Origin of the sequence: Sporosarcina sp. P37 (genome assembly GCF_002109365.1) — a bacterium.
GTDB lineage: Bacteria > Bacillota > Bacilli > Bacillales_A > Planococcaceae > Sporosarcina.
Genome location: NZ_CP015349.1, coordinates 1,842,490 through 1,864,373, shown reverse-complemented (window position 1 = coordinate 1,864,373; position 21,884 = coordinate 1,842,490). Strand labels below are relative to the sequence as shown.

General features: G+C 45.7%; 13 protein-coding genes and 2 rRNA genes. 6 read left to right on the top strand and 9 right to left on the bottom strand.

What is annotated here, in order from left to right:
• Positions 1–56: 56 nt before the first annotated feature.
• From SporoP37_RS09640 to dnaA, 9 genes are all read right to left on the bottom strand, one after another.
• Positions 57–2,985, bottom strand: a 23S ribosomal RNA gene (locus tag SporoP37_RS09640).
• Between the two features lie 260 nt (positions 2,986–3,245).
• A 16S ribosomal RNA gene (locus SporoP37_RS09635) occupies positions 3,246–4,798 on the bottom strand.
• The 16S and 23S rRNA genes sit together here, the layout of an rRNA operon.
• Positions 4,799–5,222: 424 nt before the next feature.
• Positions 5,223–6,344 carry an HD-GYP domain-containing protein gene (locus SporoP37_RS09630; protein ID WP_143565442.1) on the bottom strand — a complete coding sequence of 374 codons (1,122 nt, stop codon included), beginning with the start codon at positions 6,342–6,344 and terminating at the stop codon, positions 5,223–5,225.
• A 128-nt stretch (positions 6,345–6,472) separates the two neighbouring features.
• Positions 6,473–8,998, bottom strand: coding sequence for a DNA gyrase subunit A (gene gyrA, locus SporoP37_RS09625; protein WP_081243461.1), 2,526 nt, complete (start codon positions 8,996–8,998; stop codon positions 6,473–6,475).
• Between the two features lie 69 nt (positions 8,999–9,067).
• Complete coding sequence (gene gyrB, locus SporoP37_RS09620) at positions 9,068–10,990, bottom strand: DNA topoisomerase (ATP-hydrolyzing) subunit B (RefSeq protein ID WP_081243460.1); 1,923 nt, start codon at positions 10,988–10,990, stop codon at positions 9,068–9,070.
• 48 nt (positions 10,991–11,038) lie between these two features.
• Positions 11,039–12,157 carry a DNA replication/repair protein RecF gene (recF, locus tag SporoP37_RS09615; protein ID WP_081243459.1) on the bottom strand — a complete coding sequence of 373 codons (1,119 nt, stop codon included), beginning with the start codon at positions 12,155–12,157 and terminating at the stop codon, positions 11,039–11,041.
• Positions 12,147–12,386, bottom strand: a complete 240-nt coding sequence (gene yaaA / locus SporoP37_RS09610) for a S4 domain-containing protein YaaA (protein ID WP_081243458.1) — start codon at positions 12,384–12,386, stop codon at positions 12,147–12,149. The genes recF and yaaA overlap by 11 nt, the downstream gene beginning before the upstream one ends.
• Before the next feature lie 120 nt (positions 12,387–12,506).
• Positions 12,507–13,643 carry a DNA polymerase III subunit beta gene (gene dnaN / locus SporoP37_RS09605; RefSeq protein WP_081243457.1) on the bottom strand — a complete coding sequence of 379 codons (1,137 nt, stop codon included), beginning with the start codon at positions 13,641–13,643 and terminating at the stop codon, positions 12,507–12,509.
• Positions 13,644–13,814: 171 nt separating this feature from the next.
• Positions 13,815–15,164: a chromosomal replication initiator protein DnaA gene (gene dnaA / locus SporoP37_RS09600; protein WP_081243456.1), complete on the bottom strand. Its 1,350-nt coding sequence runs from the start codon at positions 15,162–15,164 to the stop codon at positions 13,815–13,817.
• Positions 15,165–15,669: 505 nt separating this feature from the next.
• Between dnaA and rpmH the strand changes: the two genes are divergently transcribed.
• The 6 genes from rpmH to mnmG all read left to right on the top strand — a co-directional run bounded on the left by rpmH (position 15,670) and on the right by mnmG (position 21,839).
• Entirely contained in the window at positions 15,670–15,804 is a 135-nt protein-coding gene (gene rpmH, locus SporoP37_RS09595; protein WP_081243455.1) for a 50S ribosomal protein L34, read from the top strand.
• 120 nt (positions 15,805–15,924) lie between these two features.
• On the top strand, positions 15,925–16,263 hold the full coding sequence (gene rnpA / locus SporoP37_RS09590; RefSeq protein ID WP_081243454.1) for a ribonuclease P protein component: 339 nt from the start codon (positions 15,925–15,927) through the stop codon (positions 16,261–16,263).
• Positions 16,264–16,358: 95 nt separating this feature from the next.
• Entirely contained in the window at positions 16,359–17,135 is a 777-nt protein-coding gene (yidC, locus tag SporoP37_RS09585) for a membrane protein insertase YidC (protein WP_198160007.1), read from the top strand.
• Positions 17,132–17,953: an RNA-binding cell elongation regulator Jag/EloR gene (gene jag / locus SporoP37_RS09580; RefSeq protein WP_081243453.1), complete on the top strand. Its 822-nt coding sequence runs from the start codon at positions 17,132–17,134 to the stop codon at positions 17,951–17,953. Before yidC ends, jag begins: the two co-directional genes overlap by 4 nt.
• 581 nt (positions 17,954–18,534) lie before the next feature.
• Positions 18,535–19,920: a tRNA uridine-5-carboxymethylaminomethyl(34) synthesis GTPase MnmE gene (gene mnmE, locus SporoP37_RS09575; protein WP_085430821.1), complete on the top strand. Its 1,386-nt coding sequence runs from the start codon at positions 18,535–18,537 to the stop codon at positions 19,918–19,920.
• Between the two features lie 29 nt (positions 19,921–19,949).
• A complete protein-coding gene (mnmG, locus tag SporoP37_RS09570) occupies positions 19,950–21,839 on the top strand; it encodes a tRNA uridine-5-carboxymethylaminomethyl(34) synthesis enzyme MnmG (RefSeq protein WP_085430820.1) in 1,890 nt (629 codons plus the stop codon).
• Positions 21,840–21,884 lie beyond the last annotated feature (45 nt).

The window sequence follows — 21,884 nt, the reverse complement described above, 5'->3', positions numbered from 1 at the left end:
GTTCACTCAAAACTGAATAAAAGACATTGGGTATCTCAAGTAACTTCTTTTTATAATAGGTTAAGTCCTCGATCGATTAGTATCTGTCAGCTGCATACGTCGCCGTACTTCCACCCCAGACCTATCCACCTCATCATCTTTGAGGGATCTTACTTACTTGCGTAATGGGAAATCTCATCTTGAAGGGGGCTTCATGCTTAGATGCTTTCAGCATTTATCCCGTCCATACATAGCTACCCAGCGATGCCTTTGGCAAGACAACTGGTACACCAGCGGTATGTCCATCCCGGTCCTCTCGTACTAAGGACAGCTCTCCTCAAATTTCCTGCGCCCGCGACGGATAGGGACCGAACTGTCTCACGACGTTCTGAACCCAGCTCGCGTGCCGCTTTAATGGGCGAACAGCCCAACCCTTGGGACCGACTACAGCCCCAGGATGCGACGAGCCGACATCGAGGTGCCAAACCTCCCCGTCGATGTGGACTCTTGGGGGAGATAAGCCTGTTATCCCCGGGGTAGCTTTTATCCGTTGAGCGATGGCCCTTCCATGCGGAACCACCGGATCACTAAGTCCGTCTTTCGACCCTGCTCGACTTGTAGGTCTCGCAGTCAAGCTCCCTTATGCCTTTGCACTCTGCGAATGATGTCCAACCATTCTGAGGGAACCTTTGAGCGCCTCCGTTACTCTTTAGGAGGCGACCGCCCCAGTCAAACTGCCCACCTGACACTGTCTCCTGCCCGGATCACGGGCAAGGGTTAGAAGTCCAATACAGCCAGGGTAGTATCCCACCAATGCCTCCTCCGAAGCTGGCGCTCCGGAATCCAAGGCTCCTACCTATCCTGTACAGGCTGCACCGGAATTCAATATCAGGCTACAGTAAAGCTCCACGGGGTCTTTCCGTCCTGTCGCGGGTAATGCGCATCTTCACGCATATTATAATTTCACCGAGTCTCTCGTTGAGACAGTGCCCAGATCGTTACGCCTTTCGTGCGGGTCGGAACTTACCCGACAAGGAATTTCGCTACCTTAGGACCGTTATAGTTACGGCCGCCGTTTACTGGGGCTTCAATTCAGAGCTTCGCTTGCGCTAACCCCTCCTCTTAACCTTCCAGCACCGGGCAGGCGTCAGCCCCTATACGTCATCTTACGATTTTGCAGAGACCTGTGTTTTTGCTAAACAGTCGCCTGGGCCTATTCACTGCGGCTCTCTCGGGCTATTCACCCTACCAGAGCACCCCTTCTCCCGAAGTTACGGGGTCATTTTGCCGAGTTCCTTAACGAGAGTTCTCTCGATCACCTTAGGATTCTCTCCTCGCCTACCTGTGTCGGTTTGCGGTACAGGCACCTCCCGCCTCGCTAGAGGCTTTTCTTGGCAGTGTGAAATCAGGGACTCCGGAGATAAATCTCCTTGCCGTCACAGCCTAGTGTTATATGAGAACGGGATTTGCCTCGTTCTCCACCTCACTGCTTAGACACACAACCAACTGTGTGCTCACCCTATCCTACTGCGTCCCCCCATTACTCAAACGGCGGGGAGGTGGTACAGGAATATCAACCTGTTATCCATCGTCTACGCCTATCGGCCTCGACTTAGGTCCTGACTAACCCTGAGCGGACGAGCCTTCCTCAGGAAACCTTGGGCATTCGGTGGAAGGGATTCTCACCCTTCTTTCGCTACTCATACCGGCATTCTCACTTCCAAGCGCTCCACCAGTCCTTCCGGTCCAGCTTCAACGCCCTTGGAACGCTCTCCTACCATTGACCATACGGTCAATCCACAGCTTCGGTGATCTGTTTAGCCCCGGTACATTTTCGGCGCAGCGCCACTCGACCAGTGAGCTATTACGCACTCTTTAAATGATGGCTGCTTCTAAGCCAACATCCTGGTTGTCTGGGCAACGCCACATCCTTTTCCACTTAACAGATACTTGGGGACCTTAGCTGGTGGTCTGGGCTGTTTCCCTCTCGACAATGGATCTTATCACCCACTGTCTGACTCCCAAACATAAATCATCGGCATTCGGAGTTTGTCTGAATTCGGTAACCCGGGATGGGCCCCTCGTCCAAACAGTGCTCTACCTCCGAGATTCTTTCGTTTGAGGCTAGCCCTAAAGCTATTTCGGAGAGAACCAGCTATCTCCAGGTTCGATTGGAATTTCACCGCTACCCACACCTCATCCCCGCATTTTTCAACATACGTGGGTTCGGGCCTCCAGTCAGTGTTACCTGACCTTCACCCTGGACATGGGTAGATCACCTGGTTTCGGGTCTACGACCCCATACTCATTCGCCCTATTCAGACTCGCTTTCGCTGCGGCTCCGCTTTCTCAGCTTAACCTTGCATGGAATCGTAACTCGCCGGTTCATTCTACAAAAGGCACGCCATCACCCATTAACGGGCTCTGACAATTTGTAAGCGCACGGTTTCAGGTTCTATTTCACTCCCCTTCCGGGGTGCTTTTCACCTTTCCCTCACGGTACTGGTTCACTATCGGTCACTAGGGAGTATTTAGCCTTGGGAGATGGTCCTCCCGGATTCCGACGGAATTTCACGTGTTCCGCCGTACTCAGGATCCACTCTGGAGGGAATGCACTTTCGACTACGGGGCTTTTACCCGCTGCGGCGGACCTTTCCAGGTCGCTTCGTCTAATGCATTCCTTTGTAACTCCGTATAGAGTGTCCTACAACCCCAAGAAGCAAGCTTCTTGGTTTGGGCTCTTCCCGTTTCGCTCGCCGCTACTAAGGGAATCGATGTTTCTTTCTCTTCCTCCGGGTACTTAGATGTTTCAGTTCTCCGGGTGTGCCACGAGTATGCTATGTATTCACATACACGTACTGTCCCATTACGGACAGTGGGTTTCCCCATTCGGAAATCTTCGGATCAAAGCTTACTTACAGCTCCCCGAAGCATATCGGTGTTAGTGCCGTCCTTCATCGGCTCCTAGTGCCAAGGCATCCGCCGTGCGCCCTTTCTAACTTAACCTATAAAAGGTCCAACATCATCCTAGCGATAGGAATCAGAAGGTTAAAAAGATTGCTTGAACTGCATATGACTATGCAATTCGGTTGATTACTTGATTACTTTCAATGTCGTTTTATCCAGTTTTCAATGAACAAGAAAAAAGCTTTGAACACTCAAAAAATGAGCCTTCAAAACTGAACGCAAAACGTTAACGTGATGAATCGGAGATTCATCTTCCGAATGTTTCTGTCATATTTCAGACAAGAGAACATAATCCTTAGAAAGGAGGTGATCCAGCCGCACCTTCCGATACGGCTACCTTGTTACGACTTCACCCCAATCATCTGTCCCACCTTCGGCGGCTGGCTCCCGTAAGGGTTACCCCACCGACTTCGGGTGTTACAAACTCTCGTGGTGTGACGGGCGGTGTGTACAAGACCCGGGAACGTATTCACCGTGGCATGCTGATCCACGATTACTAGCGATTCCGGCTTCATGCAGGCGAGTTGCAGCCTGCAATCCGAACTGGGAACGATTTTGTGGGATTGGCTCCCCCTCGCGGGTTTGCAGCCCTCTGTATCGTCCATTGTAGCACGTGTGTAGCCCAGGTCATAAGGGGCATGATGATTTGACGTCATCCCCACCTTCCTCCGGTTTGTCACCGGCAGTCACCTTAGAGTGCCCAACTGAATGATGGCAACTAAGATTAAGGGTTGCGCTCGTTGCGGGACTTAACCCAACATCTCACGACACGAGCTGACGACAACCATGCACCACCTGTCACCACTGTCCCCGAAGGGAAAGGCATGTCTCCATGCCGGTCAGTGGGATGTCAAGACCTGGTAAGGTTCTTCGCGTTGCTTCGAATTAAACCACATGCTCCACCGCTTGTGCGGGTCCCCGTCAATTCCTTTGAGTTTCAGCCTTGCGGCCGTACTCCCCAGGCGGAGTGCTTAATGCGTTAGCTGCAGCACTAAGGGGCGGAAACCCCCTAACACTTAGCACTCATCGTTTACGGCGTGGACTACCAGGGTATCTAATCCTGTTTGCTCCCCACGCTTTCGCGCCTCAGCGTCAGTTACAGACCAGAAAGCCGCCTTCGCCACTGGTGTTCCTCCACATCTCTACGCATTTCACCGCTACACGTGGAATTCCGCTTTCCTCTTCTGTACTCAAGTCCTCCAGTTTCCAATGACCCTCCACGGTTGAGCCGTGGGCTTTCACATCAGACTTAAAGGACCGCCTGCGCGCGCTTTACGCCCAATAATTCCGGACAACGCTTGCCACCTACGTATTACCGCGGCTGCTGGCACGTAGTTAGCCGTGGCTTTCTGGTAAGGTACCGTCAAGGTACAGGCAGTTACTCCTGTACTTGTTCTTCCCTTACAACAGAGCTTTACGATCCGAAAACCTTCTTCACTCACGCGGCATTGCTCCATCAGACTTTCGTCCATTGTGGAAGATTCCCTACTGCTGCCTCCCGTAGGAGTCTGGGCCGTGTCTCAGTCCCAGTGTGGCCGATCACCCTCTCAGGTCGGCTACGCATCGTTGCCTTGGTAGGCCGTTACCCCACCAACTAGCTAATGCGCCGCGGGCCCATCCTTCAGTGACAGCGAAACGCCGTCTTTCAACATCTCTTCATGCGAAGAAATGGATTATTCGGTATTAGCCCCGGTTTCCCGGAGTTATCCCCATCTGAAGGGCAGGTTGCCCACGTGTTACTCACCCGTCCGCCGCTAACTGTTAGAAGCAAGCTTCCAACAGTTCGCTCGACTTGCATGTATTAGGCATGCCGCCAGCGTTCGTCCTGAGCCAGGATCAAACTCTCCATAAGAGAAATTCGATTAGCTCGAGTTTCATTTGCTGGCATCAATTAAGATACTCATTTTGTTTATGTCATCGCTAGATGCATAAACTGTATTTCGTTAACGTTTTGCTGTTCAGTTTTCAAGGTTCATCTGGTCGGTCTCTCGTAAGAGGCAACTTTCTAATAATAACATCTCACTGTTTCGTTGTCAACACTTTTATTGAAAATGTTTTTTATCAGTAGTTTGATGTTTTGGCAACTGCTCAATGCGACGCTTATAAATATAACACCGTTGCTATAGTAATGCAAGTCATTTTATCATTTTATTTTAAAAATCTTTAAAACCCTGAACGTACAACCACAGGGAGGCATAAAGTCAAAAGCAATTCATGCATTGCTTCTTCATGTCCTCCTGAATTAACTTGCTTTCAATTGACGTAATAATTACCAGTCAAAAGATCTTTACAATTGTAATCTTCCTATTGGAAGACAGATCTATATGAGCACCGCTGTCGAGTACTTTAACGATTGGCCGCAATGGGAAATCCCGGTGCAAGTAGATAACTTCTGCAATTTCATCAGTGGTCAGCTTAACTTTTGTTCCAATAGATAACTTATGAATGAGTTCATGAAGAACTTCAATTACCTTCATATCGAATTTGCCGAATTCTTCTTCTCTCATTAACTCAATTACTTTGAATGAACTTTCTTTCTGTCGGTACGGTCTTTCCGATGTCATCGCATGATATACATCCGCCACTGAAAGTATTTGTGAGATTTCCGTAATATCTTGTCCCTTTAATCCTCTTGGGTAGCCGCTGCCGTCAAAACGCTCATGGTGCTGAAGTATTGCCACTTTCATTTCCTGTCGTACTAATGAAGAGTCCTGCACCATTTGGAAGCTGTGGATGACATGTTTCTTCACTTCATTCAATTCTTCACTTGTCAGAAATGCAACTTTATCAATGATCTTCTCGTTTATTTTTGCCATTCCGCTGTCCGCCAGCACGCCGGCTATGCCAATTTGAAGAACCTGTCCTCTTGGATACCCCATGGATTCACTGATCAGTGCGGCTAATATCCCCACACTAATTGAATGGTGAGCCCGATATCCTTGCATCGTGGAGAACTCATTCAGTCTTCTGATATATTCTTTATTCTCGAGAAACGCCTGAATTACAGGCAAAGCAATAGTGCGCACTGCTGCAACATCCAGTTTCTTGCCGGATTTATAACTGTTAAATTCTTTTTTATAAGCTTCTACTGATTCATCATACAAAGCTTCTAATGATCTGGATTTCGGAGGAGCACTTTGATTCATCAGTTTTTCTACTTCCGGTGTTAATTTCACTTCTGCTATTGGTTCTGCAGGTTCTTGCTCTGTTTTGCCAAGTGCCTTTGATTCAACTAATACTCTAGTAATACCGAATAAATGAAGAACCTCGAAATGTTCCAGCATCAATTTCGTTCCTTTCGCCATGATCGGGTTTTTGGTATTGGCGTACAGGTCTTCTTTCAAGAAACTGCCCGGCCTCAATTCACTTACCTCTTTGTAAACATCCAATGTCTTCACCTAATTCCTTTTCTCTATATCTATTATCATATATTATTCTCAAATATATGGATAGATACCTAAACGAAATTCCTTATTAAATTAAAAAAAGTTATTGAAGCAGCTTTTCGCTGCTTCAATAACTCGTCTTACTCTTCTGTATCCGGTTCTTCTATCTCATGCTCTGTTTCTGTGTCTTCGTGTATTTCTGCCAGGTCTTCTGCATCCTCTTCGTCCAAGTCGTCTTCATCCTTCTCCACTTTAGCAACCGTTGCCACCAATTCGTCATCTGACAAACGGATAAGCCGTACGCCTTGCGTAGATCGGCCAAATATTGAAATATCGCTAATTGACATCCGGATGAGGATACCGTGAATAGTGATCAGCATGAGGTCCTCTTCCCCGTTGACACATTTCATTGCAACGATTTCACCGTTTCGATCGGTCATGTGCATAGTTTTCAGACCATAGCCGCCGCGTGACTGGGATCGGTATTCACTTTCCGGTGTGCGTTTTCCGTAACCTTTTTCGGTTACTACAAGAATATCATCATCTGCATCTATAATATCCATGCCGACAACTTCATCCTCTGAACGCAAACGGATACCCCGCACACCTGCAGCCGTTCTGCCGAGCGGACGTATGCTTTCTTCATCGAAGCGAATGAGCATTCCGTGCTTTGTACAGATGGCAATGTCTGCAGTACCGTCAGTTGATTTCACTGAGATCAGTTCATCCTCATCACGCAATCCTAACGCAATCAGACCATTTGCACGAATATTGGCATAGCCCATAATCGATGTTCGCTTAATCACGCCATGTTTTGTTGCAAAGAACAGATAATGATCTTCGCTGAATTCACTGATTGGGATCATTGCCGTTACTTTTTCATCCTTTTGGAAGTCAATCAGATTAATAATCGGCAATCCTTTGGCAGTACGGCTGTATTCAGGAATTTCATAACCCTTTTTACGGAATACACGCCCTTTGCTCGTAAACAGCAAAATTGTGTCATGTGTAGAGGTATTCAATAAATGCTCCACAAAGTCATCTTCATTAGTTCCCATGCCTTGGATTCCGCGGCCACCGCGCTTTTGGCTGCGATATGTGTTCGACGGCAGACGCTTAATATATCCTTGATGAGTCAATGTTACGATGGAGTTTTCCACTGGTATCAAATCTTCATCTTCCAGCATTTCTGATCCGCCAAGCATTATTTCTGTTCGGCGTTCATCAGCAAAACGCTCTTTAATTTCAATTAGTTCTTCGCGAATGATTTCAATTACTTTCAGCTCATCCGCCAAAATAGCACGCAGTTCAGCAATAAGCGTCAGCAATTCCTGGTATTCGGATTCAATCTTGTCCCGTTCCAGTCCAGTCAGACGCTGCAGGCGCATATCAAGAATAGCCTGCGACTGACGGTCAGACAATTCGAATGTTTTCATCAGGTTTTCTTTTGCTTCTGCAGTCGTTTTAGATGCACGGATCAGCGCAATGATGCGGTCAATGTGATCCAATGCTATACGAAGCCCTTCGAGGATATGTGCACGGTCTTCTGCTTTATTCAGCTCAAACTGTGTACGCCGGCGAATGACGACTTTCTGATGCTCCAGATAGTGATAGAGAATTTCCTTCAAAGAAAGTACTTTCGGCTGCTTGTCTACCAGTGCCAGCATATTAATCCCAAAACTGGTCTGCAATGCAGTCTGTTTGTACAGGTTATTCAGTAACACGTTGGCGTTGGCATCACGGCGCACTTCAATGACAATACGCATTCCCGTGCGATCCGATTCATCCGCCAAGTGAGTAATGCCGTCAATCTTTTTGTCGCGGACAAGCTCCGCAATCTTCTCGATTAACTTTGCCTTGTTCACCTGGAAAGGTATTTCAGTCACGATAATTGTTTCGCGGCCGTTTGACGCTGTTTCTATTTCTGCTTTGCCGCGGATGATAAGAGAACCGCGGCCAGTTTCATAGGCACGGCGAATTCCGCTGCGTCCAAGAATTATTCCTCCGGTTGGAAAATCAGGTCCCGGAATGATCTCCATCAGCTCTTCAGTCGTGATTGCACTGTTCTCAGCCAAAGCCAGAACAGCGTCGATGGTTTCACCGAGGTGATGGGGAGGAATATTTGTTGCCATCCCTACCGCAATTCCCGAAGTGCCGTTTACCAGCAGGTTCGGGTAACGGCCGGGCAGGACAACAGGCTCTTTTTCCTGCTCATCGTAGTTTGCCTGGAAGTCGATAGTGTTTTTGTTGATATCACGCAATAATTCCATGGCAATACGTGACATTTTTGATTCCGTATAACGCATCGCAGCGGCTCCGTCGCCATCAACCGACCCAAAGTTTCCATGTCCGTCAACCAGCATGTAACGATAACTGAAATCCTGCGCCATACGTACCATCGTGTCATAAACTGCACTGTCACCATGCGGGTGGTACTTACCGATAACGTCCCCTACAATACGTGCGGACTTTTTATGCGGTTTTTCCGCAGTGATGCCCAAATCATGCATAGCATACAAAATACGGCGATGTACGGGTTTCAAACCATCCCGTACATCTGGAAGTGCACGGGAAACGATAACACTCATCGCGTAGTTCAGAAACGAGGTTTTCATTTCTGTATTAATATTTATTTCCTGCACTCCGCCTCGTGGCAAATCTGCCATGTTGTCAAGCTCCTTTCACCACTTACATCAATACGTTCAATTTTTGTAGATATAGCTATCCGTAATCGATCAAGTATCGATATTCTGTACGTAAACTGCATTATCTTCAATGAACTTTCTGCGTGGCTCTACTTCGTCACCCATTAATTCTTCAAACGTCGCATCTGCTTCCAGCGCATCTTCCAATCGAACCTGGAGGAATGTACGCCGTTCCGGATCCATCGTTGTTTCCCAAAGCTGCTCAGGATTCATCTCACCAAGACCTTTATAGCGTGTAATATCCGGTTTTGGTGAAGCCGGCATGCTGCTCAGAATTTCCTGCAGCGTTTCTTCATCGTAGCAATACTCTTCTCTTTTTCCTGCGCGCACACGATAAAGCGGCGGCTGGGCAATATATACATAGCCTGCCTCGATTAACGGGCGCATGAAACGGAAGAAGAATGTTAATAATAACGTACGGATATGGGCACCATCCACGTCAGCATCCGTCATAATGACGAGTTTGTGATATCGTGCCTTCTCCAGATTGAATTCAGATCCAATGCCTGTGCCAAGCGCCGTAATAATCATACGAATTTCCGCGTTGCCGAGAATTCGATCCAAACGGGCTTTTTCCACGTTCAAGATTTTCCCCCGTAACGGCAGAATCGCCTGGAAGTGACGGTCACGTCCATTTTTTGCAGACCCTCCGGCTGAGTCACCTTCAACGATATACAATTCACTGATTGCCGGATCCCTTGAAGAACAATCCGACAGTTTACCCGGCAGACTTGATACTTCAAGCGCTGATTTGCGGCGTGTCAGCTCCCGGGCATTTTTAGCTGCCATGCGCGCTCTTGCAGCCATTGTGCTTTTATCTACAACTTTACGCGCAACTACAGGGTTTTCAATTAAGAAACGCTGCAATGCTTCTGAGAATAAAGAATTGGTTATGGTGCTGACTTCAGAGTTGCCCAGTTTTGTTTTCGTCTGACCTTCAAACTGAGGATTTGGGTGCTTGATGGAGACAATGGCCGTAAGCCCTTCACGCACATCGTCTCCTGACAGATTACCGTCTGCCTCTTTCAATAAACCATTTTTACGTGCATAGTCGTTAATCACACGCGTCAATGCTGTTTTAAAGCCCGACTCGTGTGTTCCGCCTTCGTACGTATGAATATTATTGGCAAATGACAAAAGGTTTTCTGCGTAGCCGCTGTTATACTGCATCGCAACTTCAACAGTAATATTATCCCGTTCACCTTCAATATAAATCGGATCCTCAAAGATCGGTTCTTTATTTTCATTCAGATGCTGGACATATGATTTAATACCGCCTTCATAATGAAACACCTCGGATACAAGTTCTTCACCGCGCTCGTCGGTAATGGTAATGCGCAAGCCCCTGTTCAGGTAAGCAAGCTCACGCAAACGTGTAGCCAGGGTACTGTATTCATATACGGTTGTTTCTGTAAAGATTTCCGCATCTGCCTTAAAACGGGTCGTTGTGCCGGTTTCATCAGACTCCCCGATCACTTCAAGCTCTTTTGAAACGGGTCCCCTAGAAAATTCAATTGCATATAGCTTATTATCACGTTTTACATAGACTTCTGTCTTCTCTGACAATGCGTTTACGACGGAGGAGCCTACGCCATGCAGACCGCCCGATACCTTATATCCGCCGCCGCCGAACTTACCGCCTGCGTGGAGCACTGTCATAATGACTTCAACGGCCGGTCTGCCCGTTGACTCCTGAGTCCCAACTGGAATTCCCCGGCCATTGTCAGATACACGAATCCAGTTGTCTTTTTCTATCGTTACTTCGATATGGTCGCAATAACCTGCCAGTGCCTCGTCGATACTGTTATCTACAATTTCCCACACCAGATGATGAAGCCCTTTTGCACTTGTCGTTCCGATATACATACCGGGACGTTTACGGACAGCTTCAAGACCTTCCAACACTTGTATCTGATTTGCATCATAAGCTGTCTGCATATCCTTCTCTTCCATTGCCAAGGTGTTCACCTTTCCTTTCCAAACCTATCAAACCGTCACAATCTATTCCTTGCGTGAAACAGATCCGTCGTGCACCTCAAAAATGGCAGCCTCCCGGATCGTATTATGGTCAATTCCTGCAATATTGGTTGTCGTAACAAACGTTTGGACTTGTCCCTGCATTGTGCTTAACAAATGTGACTGCCGGTAATCATCTAATTCCGACAGCACATCGTCCAGCAATAAAATTGGCGTCTCGCCAACTTCCTGCTTAACGAGCTCAATCTCCGCCAGTTTCAAAGAAAGAGCGGTGGTCCGTTGCTGCCCCTGCGATCCAAATGTCTGAATATCGTACCCATTGACAAAAAACTGCAAATCATCACGGTGCGGCCCCAGCAGCGTGATCCCCCGTTCCAATTCGCGTCTTCGAACACTTTTTAGCTGATCAGCAAAGATTCCCTCCATCTCTTCAACAGTCTGTCCCGAATGAAGATCTTTTAAAGTCCCGTACGTCACTTCCAATGTTTCGAGACCGCGTGAAATTCCCTGATGGATCGGATTTGCCCACTTTTGAAGTAATTCCATGAAATAAAAACGCTTGCGAATAATTTGGACCGCCACTTGAATATACTGTTCTGTGTAAATATCGAACATAACATCCTGGAGATCCAATTTCCCCCGATTTTCTTTTAATAACGCGTTGCGCTGCTTCAGCACTTTCTGAAAATTGACCAGGTCATGCAAATAGACCCTCGAGATCTGTCCTATTTCCATATCTAAAAAACGTCTGCGCAGTTGCGGGCTGCCTTTTACGATGTGTAAATCTTCAGGCGCAAACATCACCACATTCATCTGGCCGACATACATGCTTAAACGGTTTTGTTCCAAATGGTTGACTCTGGCTTTCTTTCCCTTTTTGGAAATCGTCAACTCTAACGGCATATGTCCAAATTTTCGTTGGACGTCCCCTTCTATTTTACCATACTCTTGTTCCCAGCGTATGAGTTCACGATCATTAGATGTGCGGTGGGATTTTGCCATGGCCAATACGTAGATCGCCTCCATGACATTGGTTTTCCCTTGCGCATTTTCACCGATAAATACATTCATCGCGGGAGAGAATTCTAATTCCAGAGAATTGTAATTTCGATAGTCCGTTAATTTGAGCCGGTCAATATGCATCCGACTGTCCAGATTCTTCCGCCGACAGTTTAAATTTTCCTGCACCCGGGATATTTACCACATCACCGTCATATAATTTCTTACCTCGGCGTTGTTCAGGAGCTCCGTTCAAGTAGACAACATTTTCTTCTAAAAACCATTTAGCCATACCGCCTGAACTAATCACATTTGTCATTTTCAATAATTGACCCAGCGTAATATATTCTGTATTGAACTGTACCGTTTCCATTTTTACTCAGTCCCTCATAAAAGTATTCTGTCCCTTTAGTTTACCTAACTTCTTGCAATAAGTAAAAAGGTAGCCAACAAGTTGACTACCCTATTACACGATATTTTCTTCAGCTGCAGGTTAAAACGTCCGGACAGGCAAAATTAATTGTAAAATTGCCTCACTGTCAATGGATTTTAAAATGAATGGGCGCATGCTGCCGGTGAAGTGAATTTTCAGGTCCTGGCCGTCAATTGCCTTTAGGGCATCCATCATATACTTTGCACTGAATGAAATTTTTAGAGGTTCACCTTCGATGTTCACAGCTTCCACTAATTCTTCTACATTCCCGACATCCGGCGAATTTGAAGAGATTTGCACATGTGGACTGCCGTCTGTTGAAAAATGCACAATATTATTTCGGTCTTCACGTGCCAGCAAAGATGCACGATCGATCGCCTGCAATAAATTTTTGCCGTTAATTGTGATAGACGTTTTGTATTCGCTTGGAATCAGACGTGATGTGTCCGGATAATTGCCTTCGAGCAGTCTGGAATAGAACAGGACATTATGCAATTTAAACAAAACCTGTTGATTTGCAATAAAAATCTCAACTGCTGTCGAATCATCAGGGAGAATTTTGCTGAGTTCCTGAAGACTTTTCCCTGGAATGACCGCATTGAACGGTGTGCTTGCCTGAATTTCAGGTGTAACAATCCGTCGTGCTAATCTGTGGCTGTCAGTTGCAATGCAGTACAGTTCCTCTTCTTTCATGACCCACTGGACCCCTGTCAGTACAGGGCGAGTTTCTTGCTGGGATACGGCAAATACTGTTTCCCGGATAATTGATTTCATCAAGTCAGCAGGCATCTCAAAGCGCTCTGCATCTTTTACATCCGGCAATATAGGATATTCGTCAGCACTTTGGGCAATGATATGGAATTCAGACTGTCCTGAACGAATATGAGTTTTCATTCCATCACGCAATTCAATCATTACTTCGTTTGTCGGTAGTTTACGGATAATCTCGTTAAAAACTTTTGCCTGCAATACTAATGTCCCCGGCTGAATGATTTGGATTACTTGATTTCCGTCTTCCTCTACTGGAATAAACGTTGAAATGGTAATATCTGAATCACTTCCGGTCATCGTCAATCCCTTTTCAGTAATATCTAGTTTAATTCCAGTCAAAATAGGAGTAGTCACTTTAGAACTTATAGCTTTGATGACATCGTTCAATCCGTCCAATAATCTATCACGCATAATTTCAAACTGCATAACAATACCTCGCTTATATAATAATAATTAAGTAATTAAATATAGTAGTAATAGTAGTAGGGGCTGTGGATATGTGGAAAAGCCCTTTGACCGTATGAGAATCATAGTTTTCCACATGTGCATAACAAGTGGACGACCCTGCACTCCCTGTCCACAGTTGTCCACAGTCGATCAGGCGCGCCCTAAAACTTTTTTAATATCCTGGACATCCTGCTGCAGAGATTTATCTGTATCCAGCTGCGTCGAGATTTTTTCGTGTGCGTGAATGACAGTCGAATGATCCCGGCCCCCGAATTCTGAACCTATCTTTGGCAGTGATGAATCTGTCAGTTCCCTCGACAAGTACATGGCAATCTGCCGCGGAAATGCTATTGCACGTGTACGTTTCTTCGCTACAAAGTCCTCCAGCCGGACATTATAATGTTCTCCCACCGCTTTTTGAATATCCAATATAGAGATGATCCGCGGCCGGGAGTTTGGAATAATGTCTTTCAGCGCCTCAGCAGCCAAATCTGTCGTGACGTCTGCATTTACCAGTGAAGAATAAGCAACCACACGGATCAATGCCCCTTCGAGCTCTCTTATATTTGAATCAATTTGATTGGCAATATAGAGCATGACGTCGTTGGAGATATCAACGAGACCATCTGCCTTTGCTTTTTTACGCAAGATAGCGATTCTTGTTTCCAAGTCCGGCGGTGCAATATCTGTAATCAGACCCCACTCAAAACGGGAACGCAGCCGATCCTCAAGTGTCGGAATCTCTTTTGGCGGACGGTCACTGGAAATAATAATTTGCTTTGATTCTTCATGCAGCGTATTGAATGTATGGAAGAACTCCTCTTGCGTTTGTTCTTTTCCAGCCAGGAATTGAATATCATCAATTAAGAGTACATCTACACTGCGGTACTGATCCCTGAAATCTCCGGCTTTATTATCACGGATCGAGTTAATGAATTCATTTGTGAATTTCTCGGATGATAAATAAACGACTTTCGATGAAGGGTTCTGTTCGAGTACATAATGGCCAATTGCATGCATTAAGTGTGTCTTTCCGAGTCCAACCCCTCCATAGATAAACAGCGGGTTATAGGCTTTCGCCGGTGCTTCTGCCACTGCAAGCGATGCTGCGTGCGCAAAGCGGTTACCTGACCCGATCACGAATGTATCAAATGTATATTTTGGGTTCAGCATCCCCGCTGAATTAGGCATTGGGGCCTTTTCGACCGGCTTTGGCTGTGATTTTGGCAGTTTAATATCATTCTCTGCCATATCTTGCGGGACAATAAACTCGACGATTCGATCCTCACCGGTCAGTTCGGACAAAATCCCCGTAATTAAATGAACATAATGTGTTTCCAGCCAATCTTTGGCGAATGAGTTAGGAACGGAAATAGTTGCGTTTTCCTCTTCAAACGTCAGCAGTTTAGTCGACTTCAGCCACGTTTCAAAACTGGGCTTTGAGACCCGAGCTTCGATATTCTTCAATACCTGCTCCCACAAACTCGATAAATTTTCCAATCGTGTGCCTCCTTTACGATAAGATTATAAAAAGCCCGGAATCCGCTTATGCACAGTATCCAGGGCTGTGGATAAAAATTATCGAAACATGTTGAAAAAACTATCCACACTGTATTCACATATGTGGATAAGATTTTAGATATATATTTTATGCACAATAAAAGCTTTTTAATTGTAACAGGGAAACTGAATAATGACAAGGAGTTCAATGATTTATTCACAATACCGGTAACTGTGCATAAAGTGGTTATCCACAGGGCTGAATATGTGAAAAACTTGTCGACAAATGCCGGATTAAAAAATCCACAATTTTAATCTGCCAACAATTCATCCAGAGACGAGCCTGCCGGGGTTGTGGATAAGTGGCAGGGCCGAAAGAAAGCACTTGCGCAGGATCGCAAGTGAATGAATAGAAAAGCATTGACATTCTTTTACTGGATGGCTATACTATTCAAGACTGTCACAGTAGGAAAAGAGACAATCAAAGCAGGAGGTGTCTTACGAAATGAAACGTACATTCCAACCAAATAAACGTAAACGCAGTAAAGTCCACGGATTCCGTCAGAGAATGAGTACAAAAAACGGCCGTAGAATTTTAGCAGCTCGTCGTCGCAAAGGAAGAAAAGTTCTTTCAGCATAAGGCCACTGACTTATCAGTGGTCTTTTTTTTAGCTAATTGGACTATTCTCAGTAAATGCCGGGTCTCTTCCATTAGATGATCAGCAGGCCGCGGCGGAAGAAAATTAAAGCAGGTGCTATTATGAAAAAAAGCCAGCGAATTAAAAAAAATAAAGAATTTCAAACGGTTTTTAAAAAAGGAAAGTCCTTTGCCAACCGACAGTTCATTGTCTATACCTATAAGAAAGAAGACCAGGAAGAGTTTCGGATCGGATTATCTGTCAGCAAAAAAGTCGGTAATGCCGTTACACGCAACCGGATCAAACGCTATATCCGTCAATCATTCCTGGAAATGAAAGATGAGGTCAAACCTGATCTGGATTATGTTATTATCGCAAGGAATCAAGCCGCCACGCTCGATTTCCATACGACCAAGAAAAATCTGCGGCATGTTCTGAAAATCGCAAAAGTATTTAAGTAAAAATGAATTATCAGTAAGATGTAGAACGGCGAAAGCCGGCATGTTAAACTGAAAAAAAGTTTAAAAAACGAGTTTGCGACTGTTTGGGGGAAAAAATGTTGAAAAAGAAATTAGTGTTCCTTTCACTGCTTGTTGTGGTCGCTGTCTTTATGGCAGGCTGCTCGGAATTCAATAAGCCGATTACAGCAGAAAGCACAGGAATTTGGAACGAGTACATCGTCTGGCCGCTTGTCACATTAATTATGAAGTTCAAGTCATGGCTCGGTACATACGGACTGGCAATTATCGTTGTTACGGCTATTATCCGTACCGCATTGCTTCCATTGATTGTTCAGCAGACGAAAAGTTCGAAGCGTATGCAGGAAATTCAGCCACAGCTTAAAGCGTTAAAAGAGAAATATAAATCCAAAGACGCTGTAACGCAGAAAAAGTATCAGGAAGAAATGCAGCAGATTATGATTAACGAAAAGATCAATCCGGTTGCGGGATGTTTGCCTGTCCTCATCCAAATGCCAATATTTATTGGCTTCTACCACGCAATCAGCAGAATGAATGCCACGCCTACAATTGAATTAGGCAGCTTCCTTGGGGTTGCACTCGGTTCACCGAGTATTCTGTTTGCCATTATTGCCGGCCTGTTCCAATTGACAGTTCTTCGTACAGGACCTGCCATGGATAACCCGCAAATGAAGACGATGATGTATATCATGCCGTTTATGATCATGGTATTTGGTTCATTCTTGCCGGCAGCACTTGCTTTATACTGGATTGTCGGAAATATCATTTCACTCATCCAAAATATTTTTATCTACAAGCCGTTTGATAAGCCAAAAAACGCTGAAGTAGTTAAATCAGGAGGGAAAAAGAAATGAAGCAACTTACACAAAGGGCTGCAACCGTTGAGCTAGCGATCGAATCAGCTTTACAGGACCTGGGTGTAACAAGAGATGAAGTTGAAATAAGTGTGCTGGAAAATGGACGAAAAGGATTTCTTGGTTTTGGGGCAAAACAAGCTGAAGTGCTGGTAAACGTCATAGAACAGCCTGCAGCGGCAGAGGCTGTTGTACCTTCAGCAGCTGAGAAGGCGTCCGTACCTGAAGAAGATGATGAAATGCCTTCACTGGCCGCTGAAGTAATTGAAAGTGTTCAACAGCCTGAGAAGGAAGCTGAGCAATCTGAGACTGTTCCAGTAGATCAGGCAGCTGCAGAACTGCCTGAAGCTAAAGCTTATAATGAAAAAGATGCAATCGAAGAAACAAAACATTATATTGCGGAGATGGCTAAAGAAATGGGCATTGAAGACTTAGTCATCACGCATGAAAGCAAAGGAAAGTATATTAACTTCCAGCTGGAAAGCGAGAAAGCCGCATTTTTGATAGGCAAAAGAGGGCAGACACTAAATGCTATTCAGCAATTAGCCCAGCTTGTTGCCAATAAAGTCACCCGTCAATTCAAAATTGTCCGAATTGACGTTGCAGATTATCGTGAACGACGTGAGCAGTCACTTGAGCAGCTTGCAGAACGCATGGCAGACCGTGCAGTCCGTACGAAACGCCAGGTGGCACTTGAACCGATGCCTTCCTACGAAAGAAAAGTCATTCATAATGCACTTTCGCTAAGACTGGACATCGAGACATACTCAGAAGGAAAAGACCCGTACCGGCATATTGTTATTAAAGGAATTGAATAAAACTAACCCCGCGGATAAGCTTGATTCCGCGGGGTTTTTTATATATTTTACAGGTAAGTGCGTATTGCCGGAATGATCTTCGTAAATTCTGTTACTGTTGGGTTTCGAGGTTGAACACCCGCTTCTGCTGGAGTTCATCGTTGTCGCCGCTTTAGATCATGTCCTGTCATATATGAATGACAGTTACACTTATTTATATTCAAATTAGGGACTGTACCAGTTGAAGAAAATTGGCCCGAAAACTGGAATGAACCTAGCTTACTTTCTGAAACATACATCCTTTCCTGTGCCCTGCGTCAGTCCATCCATTTCTGTCGCAATTCTAAGAGATTCTTCTAATTCCATGTTATTTTTTCAGTAAATTAAAATGCCCTTGAAGCTTGATTCGGCAGGGTTTTTTGTCGACTGATAGCACATCATAACGTACCTTGGCGGATAGCTCAAAAATCCTGAATTTATCCACATTTTTTCAATTCACATGCTAGGAGAATTGGGCGGTTTATGATAATATAGGTTGTTAGAAAGTAGTGTTCGCAAAAAGATATACACATGTGGACAACAAAACCAGGAAGGTGAATAATTTGTACGTAGATACGATAGCCGCCATTTCTACTCCGATGGGAGAAGGGGCGATTGCGATTGTCCGTCTCAGCGGCGAAGATGCCTGGAAAATTGCAGACCGTATATTCCAGTCTCCTGCGGCAAAGCCGCTTTGCGAACAATCGTCCCATACAATCCACTATGGTCACTTGCATGACCCAGTAACGGAGGAGTTAGTGGAAGAAGTCATGGTGTCGATAATGAAGGCACCGAAAACCTTTACACGGGAAGATATAGTAGAGATCAACTGTCACGGGGGAATCACCTCCGTAAACCGGGTGCTTCAGCTCGTATTATCGGAAGGGGCAAGATTAGCGGAACCCGGCGAGTTTACCAAACGGGCATTTCTGAATGGCCGGATTGATTTGTCTCAAGCTGAAGCCGTCATGGATTTAATCAGAGCAAAAACAGATAAAGCTATGAATGTCGCACTCAACCAAATGGAGGGGAAACTGTCCCATCTGATCGGGGAACTGCGGCAGGCGCTTCTTGAAACACTTGCTCAAGTCGAAGTGAATATAGACTATCCGGAATACGATGACGTGGAAGAAGTGACGATTCCGCTCATGGTTGAAAAAGGCGAATGGGTACGCGATGAAATCGATGAGTTACTGCGCACATCATTGCAGGGGAAAATTTTGCGTGAAGGGCTGTCTACTGTAATTGTCGGCCGTCCGAACGTCGGTAAATCCTCGCTGCTGAACAGCCTCGTGCAGGAAAATAAGGCAATCGTCACGGACGTCGCGGGTACGACCCGTGATATTATAGAGGAGTACGTAAATGTAAGAGGAGTGCCTTTACGTCTTGTCGATACAGCCGGAATTCGTGAAACGGAAGATATAGTGGAACGGATCGGCGTGGAACGGTCACGAAAAGTGCTGAAAGAAGCAGATTTAATCCTTCTGATGGTCAATAGTTCTGAACCGCTGACGGACGAAGACGAGCGCTTGTTTGAAGCCGTTGCAGGCATGGACATGCTGGTTATCGCCAATAAAACAGATCTGCCGGCCCAGATTGATCTAGAGCGTGTATATGAATTGGCGGGACGCGATCGGGTGATTACTACTTCAATTCTGCAGGAAAAAGGCATCACAGAGCTCGAAGAAGCAATTGCATCCCTGTTCTTTGAAGGATCACTGGAATCCAATGATCCGACATATGTATCCAACGCGCGTCATATTGCTTTGCTGAAACAGGCACGCAATACAATTGATGATGCTGTACAAGCCGCTCAGGCAGGGGTGCCGGTTGATATGATTCAAATAGATATTACGCGTACATGGGAAATTCTCGGTGAAATCATCGGGGATACCGTTCAAGATAGTTTAATTACAGAGTTGTTCTCAAAGTTCTGCCTCGGAAAATAATGATTTTATCAATGGGAGGATGAACGAACATGCCACAATTTGAAGCAGGCACGTTCGATTGTATCGTCATCGGAGCTGGACATGCAGGCGCAGAAGCAGCCTATGCAGCAGCCAAGATGGGCGCATCGACAGTAGTACTTACAATGAATTTAGATATGATTGCTTTTATGCCTTGTAATCCATCACTGGGAGGGCCCGCAAAAGGCATCGTCGTACGTGAAATTGATGCACTTGGCGGCCTAATGGCAAAAGTAATTGACAAAACGCATATTCAAATGCGTTTATTGAACACAGGAAAAGGCCCGGCAGTACGTGCGCTGCGTGCGCAGGCTGACAAAGTGCTGTATCAGCAGGAAATGAAGCGGGTATTAGAAGAACAGCCGAATTTGACACTTCGCCAGGCAGTCGTAGAACGTTTAATCGTTGAGGACAATGAAGTCAAAGGTGTCGTCACGCAAATCGGTGCAATATTCCGTGCGAAGACCGTCATTATCACAACAGGCACATTTTTACGCGGGGAAGTTATTATTGGTGACTTGAAGTACTCAAGCGGTCCTAATAACCAAATGCCGTCCATCAAACTGGCGGATCACCTTCAGGAACTTGGTCTGCAGACGGTGCGTTTCAAAACGGGAACACCGCCGCGCATCAACAGCAAGACTATCGATTACAGCAAAACGGAAATTCAGCCGGGCGACGATGTACCGCGTTCATTCAGCTATGAAACGACGGAGTTCATCATGGATCAACTGCCTTGCTGGTTAACGTATACAACACCGGAAACACACGAAATTATCAATGACAATCTTCATTTATCTCCGATGTACTCGGGTGTCATTAAGGGGAAAGGACCCAGCTATTGTCCGTCCATCGAAGATAAGATTGTCCGTTTTGCAGACAAGTCACGGCATCAGATTTTCTTGGAGCCGGAAGGCCGCAATACGCGTGAAGTGTACGTACAGGGATTGTCAACAAGTCTCCCTGAACATATACAGCACCGCCTGATTGCCAGCGTCCCGGGTCTTGAGAAGGCTGAAATGATGCGTGCCGGCTACGCGATTGAGTATGATTCCATCATCGCAACACAGCTATGGCCGACGCTGGAAACGAAGCAGATTAAAAACTTGTACACTGCCGGCCAGATTAACGGCACTTCCGGATATGAAGAAGCGGCGGCACAAGGTTTGATGGCGGGAATTAACGCAGCATGCAATGTTCTTGGCAAGGAAGAAGTCGTGCTTGACCGCAGCGATGCATATATCGGCGTGCTCGTTGATGATCTGGTTACTAAAGGTACAAGTGAGCCATATCGTTTGCTGACTTCAAGAGCGGAGTATCGTCTGTTGCTGCGTCATGACAATGCTGACATGCGGCTGACGGAAATCGGTTATCAAAATGGCATGATCAGTGAAGAGCGTTATGAAAAGTTCCTTGCAAAGAAAGCACAAATTGCTGCCGAAATTGAACATTTACGCAAGACAAATGTCAAACCGTCAGAATCGATTCAGGAAATCATCGCTGAAGCGGACGGTGCAGCACTTCGTGAACCAATGAAAGCAGCTGATCTGCTGAAACGCCCAGAAATGAAGTACAGCGAATTACGTAAAGTTGTTCCACCTCTTGAAGACATCAATGAAGAAGTAGCGGAACAAGTGGAGATTTTCATTAAGTATGAAGGATATATCGAAAAATCCATGCAGCAGGTAGCAAGAATGAAAAAGATGGAGAACAAGCGGATTCCGGAAAACATCGATTACGATGCAATTTCAGGCATTGCAAAAGAAGCAAAGGCAAATCTTAAAGCAGTCCAGCCTTTGTCTATTGCACAGGCATCGCGTATTTCAGGGGTCAATCCGGCAGACATCTCCATTTTGCTTGTCTATATAGAGCAAGGAAAAATTGCGAAAGTATCCGGTTAAGTACAGGGACTGGCGCTTATGCAGGCGTCAGTCTTTTTGAAAAGG